Origin of the sequence: Nocardia carnea (genome assembly GCF_029868325.1) — a bacterium.
Classification (GTDB): Bacteria; Actinomycetota; Actinomycetes; order Mycobacteriales; family Mycobacteriaceae; genus Nocardia; species Nocardia carnea_C.
On record NZ_JARWNW010000266.1, the window covers coordinates 19,072 to 36,203 of the forward strand.

Below are 17,132 nucleotides of genomic sequence, written 5' to 3' on the forward strand. Positions count from 1 at the left end.
ACCGAGAGCCGCGAGTCGAACAGCCGCGACCCTTCTATGCACTGTTTTCGCGCTGGCGACTCCGGGGACGGTCGCCGCTGCCGAACCCGTGCCGGGTGGGGAAGACACTGTCCCGGCGGCGTGCTCGACGGCCCCCACCTCGGTGACCCGCGAGATCGCCGGACAGCCGTATCTGCTCCGTGTGCCGAGCGGTCTGACCGGCCCGGCGCCGCTACTGGTGGCGCTGCACGGCGGCGGCAGCAATCCCGGTAAGCACGAGGTGGAATCCGGCTGGACGGCATTCGCCGAACAGCACAAGTTCATCGTCGCCTACCCGCGGGGCGGCAAGGACGATATCAGCGATCCGCAACGGCCCGACGACCGTAGCTGGTACTACGAGAACGGCGACCGCCGCGATGTGGATTTTCTGCTGGGAGTCATCGCCGATATCCAGTCGAACTGGTGCGTCGACATCAAGCGGGTCCATCTGGCGGGCCACTCCAACGGCGGCCAGATGACCTCCCGGATGGCGTGCGCGGCCTCGCCGCAGCTGGGCGCGGTGGCGATGTATGCGGGTGGCTCGCACGGCGGATGCGAAGACGGTGTCCCGGTGCGCAAACTGTCGTTCGGCTTCTTCACCGCCGATAACGACTTCACCCAGCCGACGGTCTTCGCGGCGCACCTCCAGTGGCGCGGCACCATCGGCTGCAGCAACGATGCGGCGACCGAGACCGGCCCCGAGGTGGCCGAAGGATATCGGTACTCCTGCGAACAGGGCGCCAACGTTGTATGGCGCAAGTACAAGGCCGGCGGCCACGGATGGCCCGGCGGCAACCAGGGCGCCGACCTGCGCAACCGCATATGGCAGCTCTTCGGGAACCATCCACTGCCCTGACATCGGGGCGCGATCCGGCCTCGGCACGGTATATTCGCCGGCGCCTGGCCTATCGAGGATCGGTGAGCAGATGGACCCACGACGGATCGAACTCAACCGGCGGCACAGCCGGGAGATGGGGGAGCTGTACCGGCGATTCCTGGATATTCATCCGGAAGTCGAGTGTGACGATCTGCCCATGTCGGACGCGGAGGATGCGGCCTGGGGTGAGTTCAGCGCCGATGTGCTCGCCCGGCACCAGGCCGAGCGAGCAGCTCTGGCGGCGCAACTCGAAGCCGAGCAACAGCCACGCCGTACTGTTCCCCCGGCACGATAGCGGCGTCGGAGGCGCTCGGGCCGGACTGTGCGTCAGTCGCCGATTCGCTCGCCGGATACAGGATGGAAGAGGTGGACGGCGGCGTCCGGGCGGACAGCCATCGTCGCGTTCTCCGCGAGTTTCGCCGGTGACCTGGTCGCCGACCGGGCGACGAAGGTGATCGGTAATCCGTTCGGTGCGGGGTTGGCTCCGCCGGCGCCGCGGGCGTAGACGTAGGATTCGCTGCCCAGCTCCTCGACCAGTTCGACGACCACACCGAAACCGATGCCGTCCCGGCGCAATTCGAGATGTTCCGGGCGAATGCCGACCGTGACCCGCTCCAGGCCGGTTTCGGCCAGGCGGGTCAGGGCGGCGCGGGGCAGTTCGAGGGTTGTCGTCCCGACCTCCACTCCGCCGGTGGTGAGGGCGGCGGTGAAAAGGTTCATGGCGGGGGAGCCGATGAATCCGGCGACGAAGGCGTTGGCGGGGCGGTCGTACAGTTCGGTGGGCGTGCTGAACTGCTGGAGCCGGCCGGATTTCAGGACCGCGACCCGATCGCCCATCGTCATGGCCTCGACCTGGTCGTGGGTGACGTAGACGGTGGTGGTGCCGAGGCGCCGTTGTAGTGCGGCGATCTGGGTGCGGGTCTGGACCCGGAGTTTCGCGTCGAGGTTGCTGAGTGGTTCGTCCATGCAGAACACGCGCGGTTCGCGGACGATGGCGCGTCCCATGGCGACTCGTTGGCGCTGCCCGCCGGAAAGTTTGCCCGGTTTGCGGTCGAGGTATTCGGTGAGGTCGAGCAGTTTCGCGGCCTCGGCGACCCGGCGCTTACGTTCTTCGTGCGGTATCCCGCGCATTTTGAGGGCGAAGCCCATGTTCTCGCCGACCGTTTTGTTCGGGTACAGCGCGTAGTTCTGGAACACCATTGCGATATCCCGGTCCTTCGGCGCGACACCGACCATATCCTCGTTGTCGATCGTGATGGTGCCGCCGTCGATTTCCTCCAGCCCGGCGAGCATGCGCAGGGCCGTGCTCTTCCCGGACCCGGACGGGCCGACCAGGACGACGAATTCACCGTCGCCGATATCGAGATTCAGCGAATCGACCGCGAGCTGGTCGGCGCCCTGATAGACGCACGACGCGTTCTTGTACGAGATCTCGGCCATAACGATTACTCCTGATTCTGCAAGGCGGGGAGGTTATTTGATCGCGCCGAACGACAGGCCGCGCACGAGTTTGTTCTGCGCGATCCACCCGGCCAATACCACGGGTAGTGCGGTGAGCACTGCCGCCGCCGAGAGCTGCGCCCAGTACAGGCCCTGACCGGTGATGAAACCGACCAGGAACACCGGGACGGTCTGCGCCTGAACGGCCGTCAGGTTCACCGCGAAGAAGAATTCGTTCCAGGAGAAGATGATGCAGATCAGCGCTGTCGCGGCGATCCCGGGGGACACCAGCGGCAGGATCACTTCCCGGACCGAGGTCCACAGGCCGGCGCCGTCCATACTCGCCGCTTCGAGTAGTTCGCCGGGAACCTCGAGGAAGAACGAGCGCATCATCCACACCGCGATCGGCAGATTCATGGCCGTGTAGAGGATGACCAGCGTCCAGATATTGTCGAGCATCCCGATATCGCCGACGATCACATACAGCGGAATGATCGCCGCGACCACCGGCAGCATTTTGGTGCTGATGAAGAAGAACAGTGCGTCCCTGGTCTTACGTACCGGGCGCAGAGACAGGGCGAATGCGGCGGGGATCCCGAGGAGCAAGACCAGAAGGGTCGAGATACCGGTCGCGAAAACGGAATTCAACAGGGTCGTGCCGATACCACTGTCCAGGACATCGCGGAACTGCTGCAGTGTCGGGGTGAAGAACAGTTTCGGCGGGTCGGTGTAGGCGTCGCCTTCCTCCTTGAAGGCGGTGAGCACCATCCACAGGACGGGAAAGAAGAAACCCAGCGCGATCACCCAGGCGAGAACCGCCCACACCGAGTCACGGGCGCGGCGCCGGGTGGGCCGCAGAGGTGTCGCCGCGGTGTCGTCGATATCTGCGGTAGCAGCGGTACTCATCAGGCCGCCTCCTCGTTCCCGGTGAAACTCTTGAAGATCAGGCGCAACGCCAGGGTCGAGACGATGATCGTCGCGACTACGGTGACCACGCCCATGGCAGCCGCCTGCCCGATATCGAATCCGAGGAACGCGCGCTGATAGATGTAGTAGGGCAGGTTGGCGCTGGCCACCCCCGGTCCACCGGAGGTCATCATGTACACGGCGTCGAAGGTGTTGACCAGGTAGATCGCGCCGAGGACGGCGCCCAGTTCGATGAAGCGGCGCAGATGCGGCAGGGTCAGCTCGCGGAAGATCGCGAACGCGCCGGCGCCGTCGACCCGGGCCGCCTCGACGATATCGCGGGGCATGGACTGCAGTCCGGCGAGGATGAGCAGCATCATGAACGGTGTCCACTGCCAGACCAGATTCGCCATCACCGCCGGGAGCGGGAATTTGCTGATCCAGTCGATTTCGCCGACGCCGAACGGCTGCAGCGCGAAGTTGACCAGGCCGAAGACGGGGTCGAGCATCGTCGTCTTCCAGATCAGGGCCGCGGCGACCGGGGTGACCAGGAACGGGGTGATCAGCAGTGTGCGCACGATTCCGCGGCCGAAGAATTTCCGGTCCAGCAGCAAGGCCAGCAGCAGTCCGAGGATCACCGAGATCACGACGGTACCGGCGATCATGAGCACGGTATTCATTGCGACGGTGCGGAATTGACTGTCGGAGAAGACGTCGATGTAATTGTTCAGGCCGTTGAACTGCTGCGATCCGGGGCGTACCAGGTTCCACGATTGGGTCGAATAGTAGACCGTCACCAGGAACGGGATCTGGGTGACGACGATCATGAAGATCAGTGCGGGCAGCAACGGACCGCGGCGCCGCCAGCCTTCCGCGCGGGAGACGGCGCGTCGCCGCGACGGCGGTATCGCTTTGTCGGGCCCGGGGTCGGCCGGGGGAGCTTCTGCTGTGGTGGTGCTCGACATGGCTACTGCGCCTCCCGGTAGGTCTCGCCGACGACCTCGGCATACTGCTGCGCCTGTTCGAGCGCTTCACGGACGCTGATCCGGCCGGCGATCGCGGCGCTGATCTGCTGACTGACCCGGGTACCGAGATCCTGGAATTCTGGAATCGTCAGGAACTGCACGCCCGTGTAGGGGACTGGTTGAACCGTCGGGTTCTCGGGATCGGCCTTCTCCATCGCCGCCAGGGTGGGTGGGCCGTAGGCGGCGGCCGCCTGTTCGTACTCCGGGATCGCATAGGTGGACAACCGGCTACCCGGCGGCACCCGCTCCCAGCCGAGTTCGTTGCCGACCATCTCGAGATAGTCCTTATCGGTCATCCAGGACACGAACTTCCAGGCCGCGTCGGGTTTGTCGCTGGTGGTCGGAATACCCAGCGACCACGAATACAGCCAGCCGGTATCGGATTTCACCGCGGCGGGAGCCGGGGCGTAGCCGATCTTGCCGACGACCCGGCTCGCCGCGGGATCCTCGAGGACCGATACCGCGGCGGTCGAGTCGTACCACATGGCCGTGCGGCCCTGGGCGAGCTGTGTGGCGCATTCGCTGAAACCGCTCGTCGCGGCGCCGGATTGCCCGTGGGTGCGGACCAGATCGACGTAGAACTGCACCGCCCGCACGGTCTCGGGGCTGGTGAGCTGCGCGTTCCAGTTCTCGTCGTACCAGCGTCCGCCGAAGGCGTTGATCACCGTGTTGAGCGGGGCGAGCATTTCGCCCCAGCCGGGTTTACCGCGCAGGCAGATTCCGGAGGTCTCACCGGGTGCGTCGAGGGCGGCGGCGTATCCGGCCACCTGTTCCCAGGTGGGTTCGGCCGGCATATCGAGGCCGGCCTGTTCGAACAGGTCCTTGCGGTACATGAGGAACGAGGACTCGCCGTAGAACGGGACCGAGTACATACTGCCCTCGTAGGACAGCGATTCGCGCAGTGAGGGGATGAAATCTTCCTCGTCGTAGCCGGGTGTTCGGTCGGCGTATTCGGAAAGGTTGGTCAACCAGCCGTTTTCCGCCCACTGCGGGGTTTCGTAATTGCTGATCATCACCACATCGAATTCACCGCCGCCGGTGGCGACCGATGCGGTGATCTTCGCTCGGGCCTCGTTCTCCGAGAGCGAGACGAATTTCAGTTCGATACCGGGATTCTCGCGTTCGAACCGGTCGGACAGGGCGATGGCGTCCTGCATCTGTGAGTTCGAGATGATCGCGATGGTCACCGCATCGGCGCCGCCGCCGACGAACGAGCCGGCGCCCGCGCAACCGGACAAGGTCAGCGTCATCGTTGCCGCGATCGCGGCGGCCAGATATTTCGAACGAATCCTCATCGGGGCGCTGCCTCCTTGTGTTCTACCAGCCACCGCGCGGTGTCGATATCGGTGACCACGATGTCGGCCAGCCCTGCGTTGAGTGCGCCGAGAATCGCCTCGTGTTTGGCTGCACCGCCGGATACCAGCACGGCGGCCGGGCAGGCGCGTACCGCGTCGAGCGGGACCGATACCGTGCGGGCGGTGAGCGAACTGTCGATATCGGCGCCCTCGCGGGTGTAGAACCGCCCGCCCATCTCGCCGACGGCACCCAGCCTGCGCAGTTCGTCCAGTAGCGCGGTATCGAGGTAGCTGCCCTCGAACAGGGTCGTCGCGGTGGAGACCGGTCCGATTCCGAAGATCATCACATCGGCGTTGCGGCCGACCTCGAGCGCGCGGCTCATCAGCGAATCGTTGTGCAGCGCGGTGACCGTCGCCGCGTCGGCGTACAGCGGCGCGTGCAGCCGGACCGGGTCGGCCTGCAACAGCTGCGCGCAGGTGCCGAGGGTGAAATCGACACCGGTCTGATAGTTCGTGGTGGTCATCGACCCGTCCAGTTGGACGACAGTCGCGCAGCGCGCCGATCGTGGTTTGAGCGCCTGCGCCACGGCGACGGTTTCCGGACCCCAGGTGAAGCCGAGGGTGTCTCGTTCGCGCAGCCGCCGCGTGAGCACGCTCACCGCGGCCCGGCCCAGCGCGTAGTACCCGGCCGGGGATCCGTCGGGTACGGCATTGGTGACGACGGCTTCGGTGAGACCGAAGATCTGCTCGAGCTCGCGTTCGAGTTCGGTGTGCACGGTCGCGCTCAGCTCGTCCGGGACGCTGATCTCGATACGGATCAGTCCCTGCGCGCGAGCCCGGGCGATGAGCCGGCCCGCCGTGGGCCGCGATACTCCGAGTTTCGCGGCGATCTCGGCTTGGGTGGCGCCCTCCAGGTGGTAGAGCGTTGCCGCGCGCAGTGCCAGCCGGACATCTTCGGATGCGAGCGGACGGGGCGGCTCGGTGGTCACGGGCACTCCTCGGTGAGCGGGCCGGTCGGCGGCCGGATCGGGGAACGGACCCGGCTCGCGGCGGCATCCCGGCGGTGCCGCGATGAGCCGAACATCCGTGAGCAGATGATCAGACCATGAACGGGTGCTCACACAAGGTAGCATTCCGGTTGTGACGTACACAACAGAAATCCGCCGGAGGGCTTGACGAGTGGGTGCCGAAAGCTCGGGAAGGAATGCGATGCAAGGACAATCGGTGCTTTCCGGACCGGTGCGGTTGTGCGCCGCGGCGATCGAGCAACTCGCCGGGGTCGTCTCCGTACCGTCCTACGACCGATCCGGTATCGAAACCGGCATCGTGCATTTCGGTGTCGGCGGGTTCCACCGGGCCCATCAGGCGATGTATCTGGATCGGCTGCTGGAACTGGGCGAGGCTCGCGACTGGGGGATATGCGGGGTCGGGGTACTTCCGTCCGATCGGCGTATGCGCGATGTCATGCGCGATCAGGACTGCTTGTACACGCTGTCGGCCACCCATCCCGACGGCACCTGGGAGACCCGGGTCGTCGGTTCGATCGTGGAATATTTGTACGCGCCCGATGATCCGGAGGCCGTCCTGGCGAAACTGGCCGACGAACGCACCCGCATCGTTTCGCTGACGATCACCGAGGGCGGCTACAACTTCGCGGCGGCGACCGGTGAATTCGATGCGCACAACCCGGCCATCGTCGCCGACCTCGCACCCGGGGCCGTCCCCGCCACCACCTTCGGGATCGTCGTCGAAGCGCTGGCCCGGCGCCGGGCGCGCGGACTGGCGCCGTTCACGATCATGTCCTGCGACAATATCGAAGGCAACGGGCAGATCGCCCGTACCGTTTTCACCGCGTTCGCCCGGCTGCGCGATCCGGGTCTGGCGGAATGGATCGAGCGGACCGGCGCGTTTCCCGATTCGATGGTCGACCGGATCACCCCGGCCTCGACCGCCGGGACAGCCGCCGAAGTAGCGCGGCGCTACGGGATCGACGATGGCTGGCCGGTGGTGACCGAGCCGTTCACCCAGTGGGTGCTGGCGGATGAATTCACCCTCGGCAGGCCCGCCTACGAGAAGGTGGGAGTCCAAACCGTTGCCGATGTCGCGCCCTACGAGCTGATGAAACTCCGCCTGCTGAACGCGAGCCATCAGGCGCTGGGCTATCTCGGCTACCTCAGCGGATACCGGCTGGTCCACGAAGCTGCGCAGGATCCGGTGTTCGAGCGATTCCTGTTGCGGTACATGGATACCGAGGCGACGCCTACCCTGCGTCCGGTGCCCGGCGTCGACCTGGACGTGTACAAGCGCACCCTGATCGAACGATTCGCCAACCCCGCCATCGGCGATACCATCGCCCGCTTGTGCGCCGAATCGTCGGACCGGATCCCCAAATGGTTGCTACCGGTGGTGCGCAGCCGATTACGCGACGGTGGGGATATCACCTGCGCGGCGGCGGTGGTCGCCGGCTGGGCGCGGTATGCCGAGGGCGTGGACGAGCAGGGTGAACCGATCGAAATCGTCGATCCACTGCGGGAGCGTCTCGGTGCGCTGGCCCGGAGGCAACGCGCGCAACCCACGGCCTTCCTCACCGAACGCGGCGTATTCGGTGGCCTCGTCGACGAGCCGGCCTTCGTCGCGCCCTACCTGGCCGCATTGCGGTCGCTGCACGAGAACGGCGCGCATGCGACGGTCGCGGCCTCAGCCGAGCAGTGGTGAACCGTCGGTGAGATCGCGGACGGCCTCGTACCGTTCCCGGATACGCGGAGCCGGTTCCGCCTCGTGAACCGTGACGGCCGGGCGGGGCCACGGTGGCGGGGTGGCCGCGCCCGAAAGTGCCCAGGCGGCTTGGCGCGCCGCGCCGTCGGCGACATATTCGCCGGGTTCGGGTACCGCGACCGGCATCCCGAAGATCGCCGGGGCGAGTTCGCGGACGGCCCGCGAACGCGCACCACCGCCGACGAGCAGTACCCGGTCTGTACGTACACCCTGCGCGCGAAGCCGATCGAGACCGTCGGCGAGCCCGCACAGCAGCCCTTCGAACGCGGCCCGGGCGAAATGTCCCGGTGTCGCGTTGGTCAGGCGTAGTCCGTGCACTGCGCCGGTGGCAGCGGGCCGATCGGGTGTGCGCTCGCCACTGAGGTACGGGACGAGAACCAGACCGTCACTCGTACTGTTCAGCGCCAGCTCGGCGAGGCGCTCGTGATCGACGCCGAGCAGCCCGGCCACCGCATCCAGCACCGGAGCGCCGTTGAGGGTGCACAACAGCGGAAGTTGCCTGCCGGTGGCGTCGGCGAACGCGGCCACAGCGCCCGAAGCGTCGCCGACGACGGTCGAGCTGACCGCCGAGACGACCCCAGACGTTCCGAGCGACACGATCACCTCGCCCTCGCGAGCGTCCAGGGCGAGAGCGGCGGCCGCATTGTCGCCGGTTCCGGGACCCAGCGCCGCGCCGGACGCGATTCGCGCTGCGGCGCCCGCGATCTCGTTCGGGGCGGCGACCCGGGGCAGCACCGGCCGCCGGGTGCCGAAGGCGAGTTCGAGCAGATCGGGCCGGTATCGGTCCGTGGCCGTCGCGTAGTAGCCGGTACCGCTCGCGTCACCGCGGTCGGTGACGATCGACTCGATACCTCCGGCGCCGGCCAGCTGCCAGCTCAGCCAATCGTGTGGCAGGCAGACGCCGGCTGTCCGATCGGCCGCCGCGGGCTCGGTATCGGCGAACCAGCGCAATTTCGCGACCGTGATGGCCGCGAGCGGTACGACACCGACCTCCTGGGCCCACGCGCCGGCGCCACCCAGTTCCGCGACGAGTTGTTGCGCCGCCCCCGCCGACCGGGTGTCGTTCCACAGCAGGGCGGGCCGGACACAGCTGCCGTCCTCGGCAAGGGGCACCATGCCGTGCTGCTGGGCAGCGACCGACAGAGCGTCGATATCGTCGAGTCCACCGGCCGCGGCCGCCGCCCGCTCGAAGGCGGACCACCAATGCGCCGGGTCGATTTCGGTGCCTGCGGGATGGGCCGCGCGACCCTGCCGCAGCAACGCACCGGTCTCGGCATCGCGAACAACGATCTTGCACGACTGCGTGGACGAATCGACACCGGCAACGAGTGGCATGGGGTCAAGCGTAGGGGCCGCCGCGATCGCGGGTCGTCCATCTTCGCGCGGCTGGTATCCGGCGGAGTCCGCCGCCGGAACGGGATGCTGCGCCCGGGTCACCGGCCCTGAACACAGTGTGGGAAGTTTCCGGCGACCTCGGCAAAACCGTCCATGCCGGAGGGTGTGCAGGTTCACACTGGGAGCGTGGACATGGACGACCTGGGACTGTTCGCGGGCACCGATGGGGTGGTCGGCGAACAGTTGTCACTGGAACGTCGCGCGGCAGGTCTCACCTGCCTGGAGCTCGACAATGCCGCGTTCCTGCTGCCGGGGACGACCATGCATGCCGAACGGGGTGGAAAGCTGTCGCGCAGGTCGCTGGAGGCGATCGCCCTGGTACTCGGGTTCGACCCCGGGGAGTTCTCGCAGGCATGTGCGCGGGAGGTTCGTCGCCGGTCGAGTTGAGTGCCGGGCGGGGTTTCCGGCGCCGGGCTCAGGGGCGCGGGCTCAATCCTGTGATGGCGAGGCGGAACAAGTGGTGTGCGCGGCCGGTGGGGTCGGGGAGGGATTCGGTGGCCAGGGTGATGCCGATGATGAGTGTGATCACATCGGTGATGGTGGCGTCCGCGATCACCGCCCCGTCGCGGACCGCGCGCCGGAGGAGTGGGTCGCCGGCCTCGTGAATCGTTGCCGCGCAGGAGTTCTCCTGTAGCGAATCGGGTTCGAGGTCGTAGGACAGCGCGGCCGCCAGGCCCCGGGCCTCGACGCAGTAGGTCACGACATCGCCCAGCCAGTCCAGGAGCGCCGCCCGGCTGTCGGCGGCGCCGGTCAGCTCCTCGGCACGCGCACGCAGGACCTCGACCCGTTCGTGGGAGACCGCTTCCAGTAGGGCGCGACGGGTGGGGAAGTGGCGGCGCACCGTGGCCGAGCCGACCCCGGCGGTGCGGGCGATCTGCTCCAGTGAGGCCGCGGATCCGTGGGCGGCGACCTCCGCCTCGGCGACAGCGAGGATGCGCGCGTAGTTGCGCCGGGCGTCGGCGCGCTGCTGATCCGGCATCGCTTTTCCTCTCGGGATTGCTAAGTGGCGGGGCCCGCCGTATTCTATCGGAAGCTAAACGGCGGGCCCCGCCATTTAGTGTTTCGCCGTGATGGAGGAAAACTCATGTCTGTAGGAACCGCGCCCGTCCTGGTAACCGGAGCCACCGGCAAACAGGGGGGTGCCACCGCCCGTGCACTGCTCGCGGCCGGTATTCCCGTCCGCGCTCTGGTCCGCGATCCGGCCGCCGAGCCGGCGCGTGCGGTCGCCGCGCTGGGGGCCGAACTGGTCGTGGGCGATCTGCGTGACCGGGATTCGGTATCCCGGGCCGCGGCGGGTGCCCGCTCGGTCTTCTCGATACAGCAGGCGCCGCTGACGGCATCCGGTTTCGACTTCGCCGGGGAATTCGACCAGGCCGTCAATCTGCTGGAGGGTGCGCGGGCCGCCGGGGTATCGCAGTTCGTGCACACGTCGGTATCCGGTGCCGGCCGGCATACCGAGATCCCCGGTTGGGCAGAGGGCCGCTGGGATGCGGTCGCGCCGTCACTGAACACCAAACAAGCCATCGAAGAACAGGTTCGCGCCGCCGGGTTCGACCGCTGGACCATTCTCAAACCGGGGTTCTTCATGGAGAATTTCCTTCCCGAAATGGCCTTCCTCTTCCCCCGCGGAATCGCAGGTGGCCTGGTAAGTGTGCTGAAACCGGGTACGCGGCTGTCGCTGGCCGCGGTGGCCGATATCGGGCGGGCGGCAGCCGCGGCCGTCGCCGAACCGGAACGATTCGATCGGGTGGAACTGGAACTGGCGAGCGACTATCTGTCGATGACCGAAATCGCCGAGATTCTCTCGGAAGCTCTCGGTACACCGCTGGCCGCTCCGGATATGACCGAGGAGCAGGCGGTGGCCGCCGGAATGCCACCGATGGGCGCCTCCCATGCCTTCATGAACGTCGAAGGCCAGCCCGCCCGGCCGGAATATGCGCGGGCACTGGGGATTCCGCTCACCGGATTCGCGAGCTGGGCGCGTCAGCATATGCGCAGCTCGTAAACCCCCAGCGGCAGCGGTGACTTCCCGGACGGACCGCCCTTCGCGCCCGGAGTATCGGCGCAGGGATTGACAGTCCGGTCCCGCACCGATAATGTCAGCCGCCTCATGGGTACTTTGTTGTTCTTCCTGTAATCACGCCCCCGACGCGTCGAGCGCCACTCCGCTGATGAGTGAGCCTCCGCGTTTCTTCACCCACCACGCCTTCCGGCCCCGGCCGGCTCCTCTCGCGTGTGGGTTCCCGTGATCACGGCCATGGGCCGGGAACAGGAGGACATATGCTCACCGCTGCTCAACTCACCCTCTCCGAAATCACCAAACGCTACGGTGACCGCACCGTTCTGGACCGCGTCTCGCAATCGATCCGGCCCGGCGAAACCGTCGGTATCGTCGGCGACAACGGGTCCGGTAAATCGACACTGTTGCGGCTGCTCGCCGGGCAGGAATTGCCGGACAACGGCGAGGTCCGCGTTTCGGCGCCCGGCGGGATCGGATATCTACCGCAAACACTCGCACTGCCGGATACCGCGACCGTCGCCGACGCGATCGACCTGGCGCTGGCCGATATCCGCGAACTGGAAATGCGTATGCGCAGTGCGGAAGCGGAACTGGGCGGTAACGGTCCGCTGGGACCGGCGCTGGACCGTTACGCGGAGTTACTGGCACGGTTCGAAGCGCGCGGCGGATATCAGGCCGACCAGCGCGTGGATACCGCGCTCGCCGGGCTCGGGCTGCCCGGCCTCGCACGAGACCGGCTGCTGGGCACCCTGTCCGGCGGGCAGCGGTCCCGGCTCGCGCTGGCGGCCACCCTGGCGGCCGCGCCGGAACTGCTCCTGCTCGACGAACCCACCAACGATCTCGACGATATCGCGGTGGGATGGCTCGAACGGTATCTGCGCGGCCACCGCGGCACCATCGTCGCGGTCACACATGATCGGGTTTTCCTCGAACGCATCACGACTGTGGTGCTCGAGGTCGCGGACGGACAGGTTGCCCGGTTCGGTGACGGATACGACGGCTACCTGCGGGCCAAAGCGGCGCAACGGCGGCGGATGGCGGAGGAATATCAGCGATGGAAGGAGGAACTGGCCCGTAATCGACGCCTGGCGGAGTCGAATGTGGCGCGGCTGGATGCCATTCCGCGCAAACTCCCGCTGGCGGTGTTCGCGGCGGGACCTTTCCGGGCGCGCGGCCGCGACCACGGTGCTCGCGGCCGGATTCGCAACGCCAAAGAACGCCTCGAGCGGCTCACCGGCAACCCGGTCGCCCCGCCGCCGGACCCGCTGAATTTCACCCCGGACCTCGACGGCCACGTACGGATTCCGGAGGGGCCGGTGGCCGAGATGACCGGCGTGCGGGTGTGCGGCCGGCTCGAGGTCGGCGAGATAACCCTCGCCGCCGGTGCGCGGCTGCTGATCACCGGGCCCAACGGTGCCGGGAAGACCACACTGCTGCGGCTGCTCGCCGGGGAACTGCCACCCGATACCGGTTCGGTGCGGGTGGCCGGCCGCGTGGGCTTTCTACGACAAGAGGAGGTTCCCTGGCCCACGGGGATGACCGTGCTGCAGGCGTTCGCCCACGGACGCCCGTGGCATCCGGAGGAGCACGCCGGCGACCTGTTGCGGCTGGGACTGTTCCGGCCGGAGGACCTGGCTCTGCGCGTCGGCGAGCTGTCGTATGGGCAGCGCCGCCGGATCGAGCTGGCGCGCCTGGTGAGCGCCCCGGTCGATCTGCTGCTACTCGACGAACCGACCAACCACCTGTCCCCGGCGCTGGTGGAAGAACTGGAGGAGGCACTCACCGGCTATCCGGCGCATTGGTGGTGGTCACCCACGACCGCCGGATACGCGAACGCTTCGAGGGCACCCGGCTCGAGATCCGGGACGGGGTGTGCGGGCGTGCCGCGACGCCGGAAGCCCGGTCGGGCCGGACCGCATGAGCCGGGAGGTACTCGATCGGTGAAATATCGCCCGAGCCGGCCGGGCCAGGCCGTCAGGTGTGAAATGCTCCGTACCGAGCCGGTCGGGCCAGCGTCGGGGTGCCGCGGCGGCGGATGCTCCGAGAGCACGGACTGCTCGAGCTGGGCGATGCTCAGTCGGTGGCCTGGCTGCTCCTCCCGGATCATCGGGCGAGTTCATGAGTCGAATCGAGCCGAACCTATCGCGTTGGGGCGACCCGAACAGGGTGTGCCGGGGCGTCGGAAGCTCCGCCGGCGCGGATGGTGTGAGCTGGCCGCGATGACCTGGGACGGCCCCGCTCCGCCCGGGTCATTACGCGGATGAGGCTCCAGGCCGGTTCGGTGCGGACCGGGCCGGTCGCGGTTCGGGCCGGGTGCGGTTCGAGCGGTCGCGGGGCACGGATTACGGTCCGGCCGGCTTTTCTGCGCGGAAGTGTCGATTTGCCCGGTACTGGATCGTCATGTCTGCGCAAGGGTGAACGCACGGATACTGGATCCGGCCCCTGATGAAGGAGGAACCGATGCGATACGCGTTTCTGATCCACAACGAGGAACCGGCCGAGGGGGAGATCCCCGCGGCGGCGATCGAGGAGATGCAGCGGGCATTCGATGCCTATGGGCGGGCGTTGCAGGAGGCCGGGGTGCTGATCGGCGGCGATATCCTGTTCCCGCAGGCGGCGACGACCACCGTGACCAGGCGCACGGGCACATTGCAGGTGCAGGACGGCCCGTTCGCCGCGACGAAGGAGGCGCTGGCCGGAGTGTTCGTCCTCGAAGTCCCCGATCTGGATGCCGCGCTCGGCTGGGCCGAGAAATGCCCGGCCGCGACCTACGGGACGCTGGAGGTGCGGCCCGTGGCCACTGCGTGTATCGCCGGAGAATGGACGGCGTCGTGTGTCGCCGGAGAGTCGACGGCGTGAGCCGTACAGAGGCGAGGGTGCGGGCCGCCGACGCGGCCCGTACCTCCTACGGCCGGTTGCTGGCGTTGCTCGCCGCCCGCTGCGGCGATGTGTCCACGGCGGAGGACGCTCTGGCCGATGCGTTCGAACGGGCGGTGCGGCACTGGCCGGTCGAGGGTATCCCCGCCAACCCCGACGCCTGGTTGCTCACGGTGGCCCGCAACCGCATCCGTGATGTCGTCACCGGGGCGCCCGCCCGCCGCACCGTCGCATTCGACCCGGTACTCCATGATCCGGGCCTGCTGGACCGGATCGATCCGGACGCACTGGAGGACCGCCGGCTCGAGCTCATGTTCGTCTGCGCCCACCCGGCCATCGATCCGCCGACCCGGACCCCGTTGATGCTCAACACCCTGCTGGGGTGCACCGCCGAACAGATCGGCCGGGCGTTCACCGTGCCCACCGCGACGATGGCGGCCCGCCTCACCCGCGCCAAGAAACGAATCAGGCAGGCGCGCATACCGTTCCGTGTGCCCGAGCGGGCGGAACTACCGGCGCGGGTGGACGCGGTGCTGGAAACCGTCTACGGCGCATTCGCCATCGACTGGCACACCACCGGCCGCGAACGGAACGACTCACTGACCGGGGAGGCACTCCACCTGGCCGAAGTACTCACCCAGGTCCTGCCCGAGGACCCCGAGGCACATGGCCTCGCCGCCCTCATCGACCTGTGCACGGCCCGCGCGGACGCGCGCACCGATGCCGCGGGTGACTACATTCCGCTCGAGCGTCAGGACCGCGGTCGCTGGGACGCCGATCTCGTCGCGCGGGGCTACGCCCATCTCCGCCGCGCGTATTCGTTCGCGACCCTCGGCCGGTATCAGCTCGAGGCCGCGATCCAGGCGGCCGAAGGCGCCGGCGCCGATCCGGTCGTTCTCCTCGACGCCCATCGTGCGCTGCACCGTTTCGCTCCGACGCTCGGCAGCGCGACCTCACTCGCCGCCGCGGCCGCCCGCGTACACGGGCCCGCCGCCGGGCTGTCGATCCTCGACTCCGAGGTCGACGACCGGCGGTTCCAGCCCGCCTGGGCGGTCCGCGCCCATCTGTGCGGTCTACTGGGACGGAAGGGCGAGGCGTACGCCGCCTACACCAAGGCGATCGACCTATCGCACGACACTGCCGAACGCCGGTTCCTCACGCAGGCACGCGACGCGCTGGGCGGACAGTAGCCGGCCTGCCGTCCGGACAGGCCCCACCCGGTGGGGGCGTAGGTCAGGCGTCGCCGGTCGCACGTTCCAGGCCGGGGATTTCGCCGTTGCGGAAGGCGTCGATGAAGAGCTCGTGATCCGCGCGGGTACGGCGGGCATAGCTCTGACCGAAATCGACCATATCGCGGACGAATTCCGTCTCATGCGAACCGATGGCCGCCATGATCGCTTCTTCGCTCTGGAAATCGACGAGGGTCTGCTCGGAGTCGGCGTCGGAGACACAGTGCATCCCTGCGGTGGCCTGGCCGAGGTACTCGATGACCGGTCGCATCTCGGAGGGTTCGGTGAGGTCGGACCAGTCGAGATCGCTCACATACGGGGAGAGTTCGGAGACGATATAGCCCGCCGCGCCGATCTCGGTGTAACCGAGCCACGGGTCGGCGTGGGCCTGGAGCGCGCGCTGGGAGACAGCGGTGCGGTGCCCGTGGTGATGGAAATATTTGCGGATCCGCTCGTCGCGCACGATCCGGCTGGGTGCGGCCACATTCCCCTGTTTCATGGAGAGAATCACGTCGTTTTCCAGGGCCTCGGTCTGCCCCTCCACGAGGATGTTGTAGGCGGGCAGTCCCGCCGACCCGATCCCGAAACCCTTGCGGCCCACAATATCTTTGACTTCGTAGGTGATGCTGCGGAAGCGTTTGTGCTCCGGGATGGTGTCGAGGTACCGGGTGAACGCGTCGAGTACCAGTGCGCGTTCGTCGTCGTCCAGAGTCCGGACGCCTTTGCCCGGCCGGAACCGGCGCTCGTAGTTCTCGACCACCGTGGTGCCGGCCAGCAATGCGGTACGCGTATTCATCCGGGCATCCAGCAACACATCGTGCACCGGCCCCGTGGTATTCCGCAGATGTAGTTTGAAATCCTGTTCGTCGCGGCTGCCGTCGTGGAAGGCGCGCACCATACGCACATAGGACCGTGCATAGGTCGCGATCAATTCCTCGATATCGGCATCGGAGACCGCTTTCCGGCGGGCCAGCAGCGCCACACTGGCGCAGAACCGTTTGATATCCCAGGTGAATGCGCCGAGATAGGCCTCGTCGAAATCGTTGACATCGAAAACGAATTGGCCCGCGGAATCCATATAGGTACCGAAGTTCTCCGCATGCAGATCGGCCTGGATCCAGATCCGGCCCGTGCGTTCATCGGCCCACGGATCGTCGCTGGCGGCCATATCGTGGTAGAAGAGGCACGCCGAACCGCGGTAGAACGCGAAAGGGTTATCGGCCATCTTGCGGAATTTCTTGCGGAAGGCGTCCGGATCGGTGGCGATCATGTCAC

General features: G+C 67.4%; 15 protein-coding genes and 1 pseudogene. 8 read left to right on the plus strand and 8 right to left on the minus strand.

Translation table 11 applies throughout. From position 1 onward, the window contains the following. The first annotated feature begins 142 nt into the window (after positions 1-142). Together QH196_RS25250 and QH196_RS25255 are read left to right on the plus strand one after the other, a co-directional pair. Positions 143-874, plus strand: coding sequence for an alpha/beta hydrolase family esterase (locus QH196_RS25250; RefSeq protein WP_280418321.1), 732 nt, complete (start codon positions 143-145; stop codon positions 872-874). Positions 875-944: 70 nt separating this feature from the next. After that, a complete protein-coding gene (locus tag QH196_RS25255) occupies positions 945-1,190 on the plus strand; it encodes a hypothetical protein (RefSeq protein ID WP_280418322.1) in 246 nt (81 codons plus the stop codon). 32 nt (positions 1,191-1,222) lie between these two features. On the opposite strand, the gene QH196_RS25260 is transcribed toward QH196_RS25255, so the two are convergent. From QH196_RS25260 to QH196_RS25280, 5 genes are read right to left on the minus strand one after another with little or no spacing between them, the layout of a single operon-like run. Further along, positions 1,223-2,335 carry an ABC transporter ATP-binding protein gene (locus tag QH196_RS25260; RefSeq protein ID WP_280418323.1) on the minus strand — a complete coding sequence of 371 codons (1,113 nt, stop codon included), beginning with the start codon at positions 2,333-2,335 and terminating at the stop codon, positions 1,223-1,225. Positions 2,336-2,368: 33 nt separating this feature from the next. Next, a complete protein-coding gene (locus QH196_RS25265; RefSeq protein WP_280418324.1) occupies positions 2,369-3,241 on the minus strand; it encodes a carbohydrate ABC transporter permease in 873 nt (290 codons plus the stop codon). After that, positions 3,241-4,206 carry a carbohydrate ABC transporter permease gene (locus QH196_RS25270; protein ID WP_280418325.1) on the minus strand — a complete coding sequence of 322 codons (966 nt, stop codon included), beginning with the start codon at positions 4,204-4,206 and terminating at the stop codon, positions 3,241-3,243. The genes QH196_RS25265 and QH196_RS25270 overlap by 1 nt, the downstream gene beginning before the upstream one ends. 2 nt (positions 4,207-4,208) lie before the next feature. Continuing rightward, on the minus strand, positions 4,209-5,561 hold the full coding sequence (locus QH196_RS25275; RefSeq protein WP_280418326.1) for an ABC transporter substrate-binding protein: 1,353 nt from the start codon (positions 5,559-5,561) through the stop codon (positions 4,209-4,211). Beyond that, on the minus strand, positions 5,558-6,556 hold the full coding sequence (locus QH196_RS25280) for a sugar-binding transcriptional regulator (RefSeq protein WP_432279554.1): 999 nt from the start codon (positions 6,554-6,556) through the stop codon (positions 5,558-5,560). Before QH196_RS25280 ends, QH196_RS25275 begins: the two co-directional genes overlap by 4 nt. Before the next feature lie 244 nt (positions 6,557-6,800). Between QH196_RS25280 and QH196_RS25285 the strand changes: the two genes are divergently transcribed. After that, positions 6,801-8,276, plus strand: coding sequence for a mannitol dehydrogenase family protein (locus QH196_RS25285; RefSeq protein ID WP_280418366.1), 1,476 nt, complete (start codon positions 6,801-6,803; stop codon positions 8,274-8,276). On the opposite strand, the gene QH196_RS25290 is transcribed toward QH196_RS25285, so the two are convergent. Further along, entirely contained in the window at positions 8,259-9,671 is a 1,413-nt protein-coding gene (locus QH196_RS25290; protein ID WP_280418328.1) for an FGGY family carbohydrate kinase, read from the minus strand. The genes QH196_RS25285 and QH196_RS25290 overlap by 18 nt on opposite strands. A gap of 186 nt (positions 9,672-9,857) precedes the next feature. Between QH196_RS25290 and QH196_RS25295 the strand changes: the two genes are divergently transcribed. Beyond that, the gene (locus QH196_RS25295) at positions 9,858-10,118 is read left to right on the plus strand and encodes a hypothetical protein (protein ID WP_280418329.1); all 261 of its coding nucleotides are present in this window, start codon (positions 9,858-9,860) and stop codon (positions 10,116-10,118) included. 28 nt (positions 10,119-10,146) lie between these two features. On the opposite strand, the gene QH196_RS25300 is transcribed toward QH196_RS25295, so the two are convergent. Then, positions 10,147-10,710, minus strand: coding sequence for a TetR/AcrR family transcriptional regulator (locus tag QH196_RS25300; RefSeq protein WP_280418330.1), 564 nt, complete (start codon positions 10,708-10,710; stop codon positions 10,147-10,149). A 105-nt stretch (positions 10,711-10,815) separates the two neighbouring features. On the opposite strand from QH196_RS25300, the gene QH196_RS25305 reads away from it, so the two are divergent. From QH196_RS25305 to QH196_RS25320, 4 genes and pseudogenes are all read left to right on the plus strand, one after another. After that, complete coding sequence (locus tag QH196_RS25305; protein ID WP_280418331.1) at positions 10,816-11,736, plus strand: NmrA family NAD(P)-binding protein; 921 nt, start codon at positions 10,816-10,818, stop codon at positions 11,734-11,736. Between the two features lie 275 nt (positions 11,737-12,011). Beyond that, positions 12,012-13,672 (plus strand): annotated as a pseudogene (locus QH196_RS25310) (TlrC/CarA/OleB/SrmB family ABC-F type ribosomal protection protein). Between the two features lie 539 nt (positions 13,673-14,211). Then, positions 14,212-14,610 (plus strand): YciI family protein, encoded by a 399-nt coding sequence (locus QH196_RS25315; protein ID WP_280418332.1) that lies wholly within the window; start codon positions 14,212-14,214, stop codon positions 14,608-14,610. Then, positions 14,607-15,818 (plus strand): RNA polymerase sigma factor, encoded by a 1,212-nt coding sequence (locus QH196_RS25320; protein ID WP_280418333.1) that lies wholly within the window; start codon positions 14,607-14,609, stop codon positions 15,816-15,818. The genes QH196_RS25315 and QH196_RS25320 overlap by 4 nt, the downstream gene beginning before the upstream one ends. 43 nt (positions 15,819-15,861) lie before the next feature. Here QH196_RS25320 and QH196_RS25325 read toward each other — a convergent pair whose 3' ends face one another. Beyond that, complete coding sequence (locus QH196_RS25325; RefSeq protein WP_280418367.1) at positions 15,862-17,127, minus strand: DUF2252 domain-containing protein; 1,266 nt, start codon at positions 17,125-17,127, stop codon at positions 15,862-15,864. Positions 17,128-17,132 lie beyond the last annotated feature (5 nt).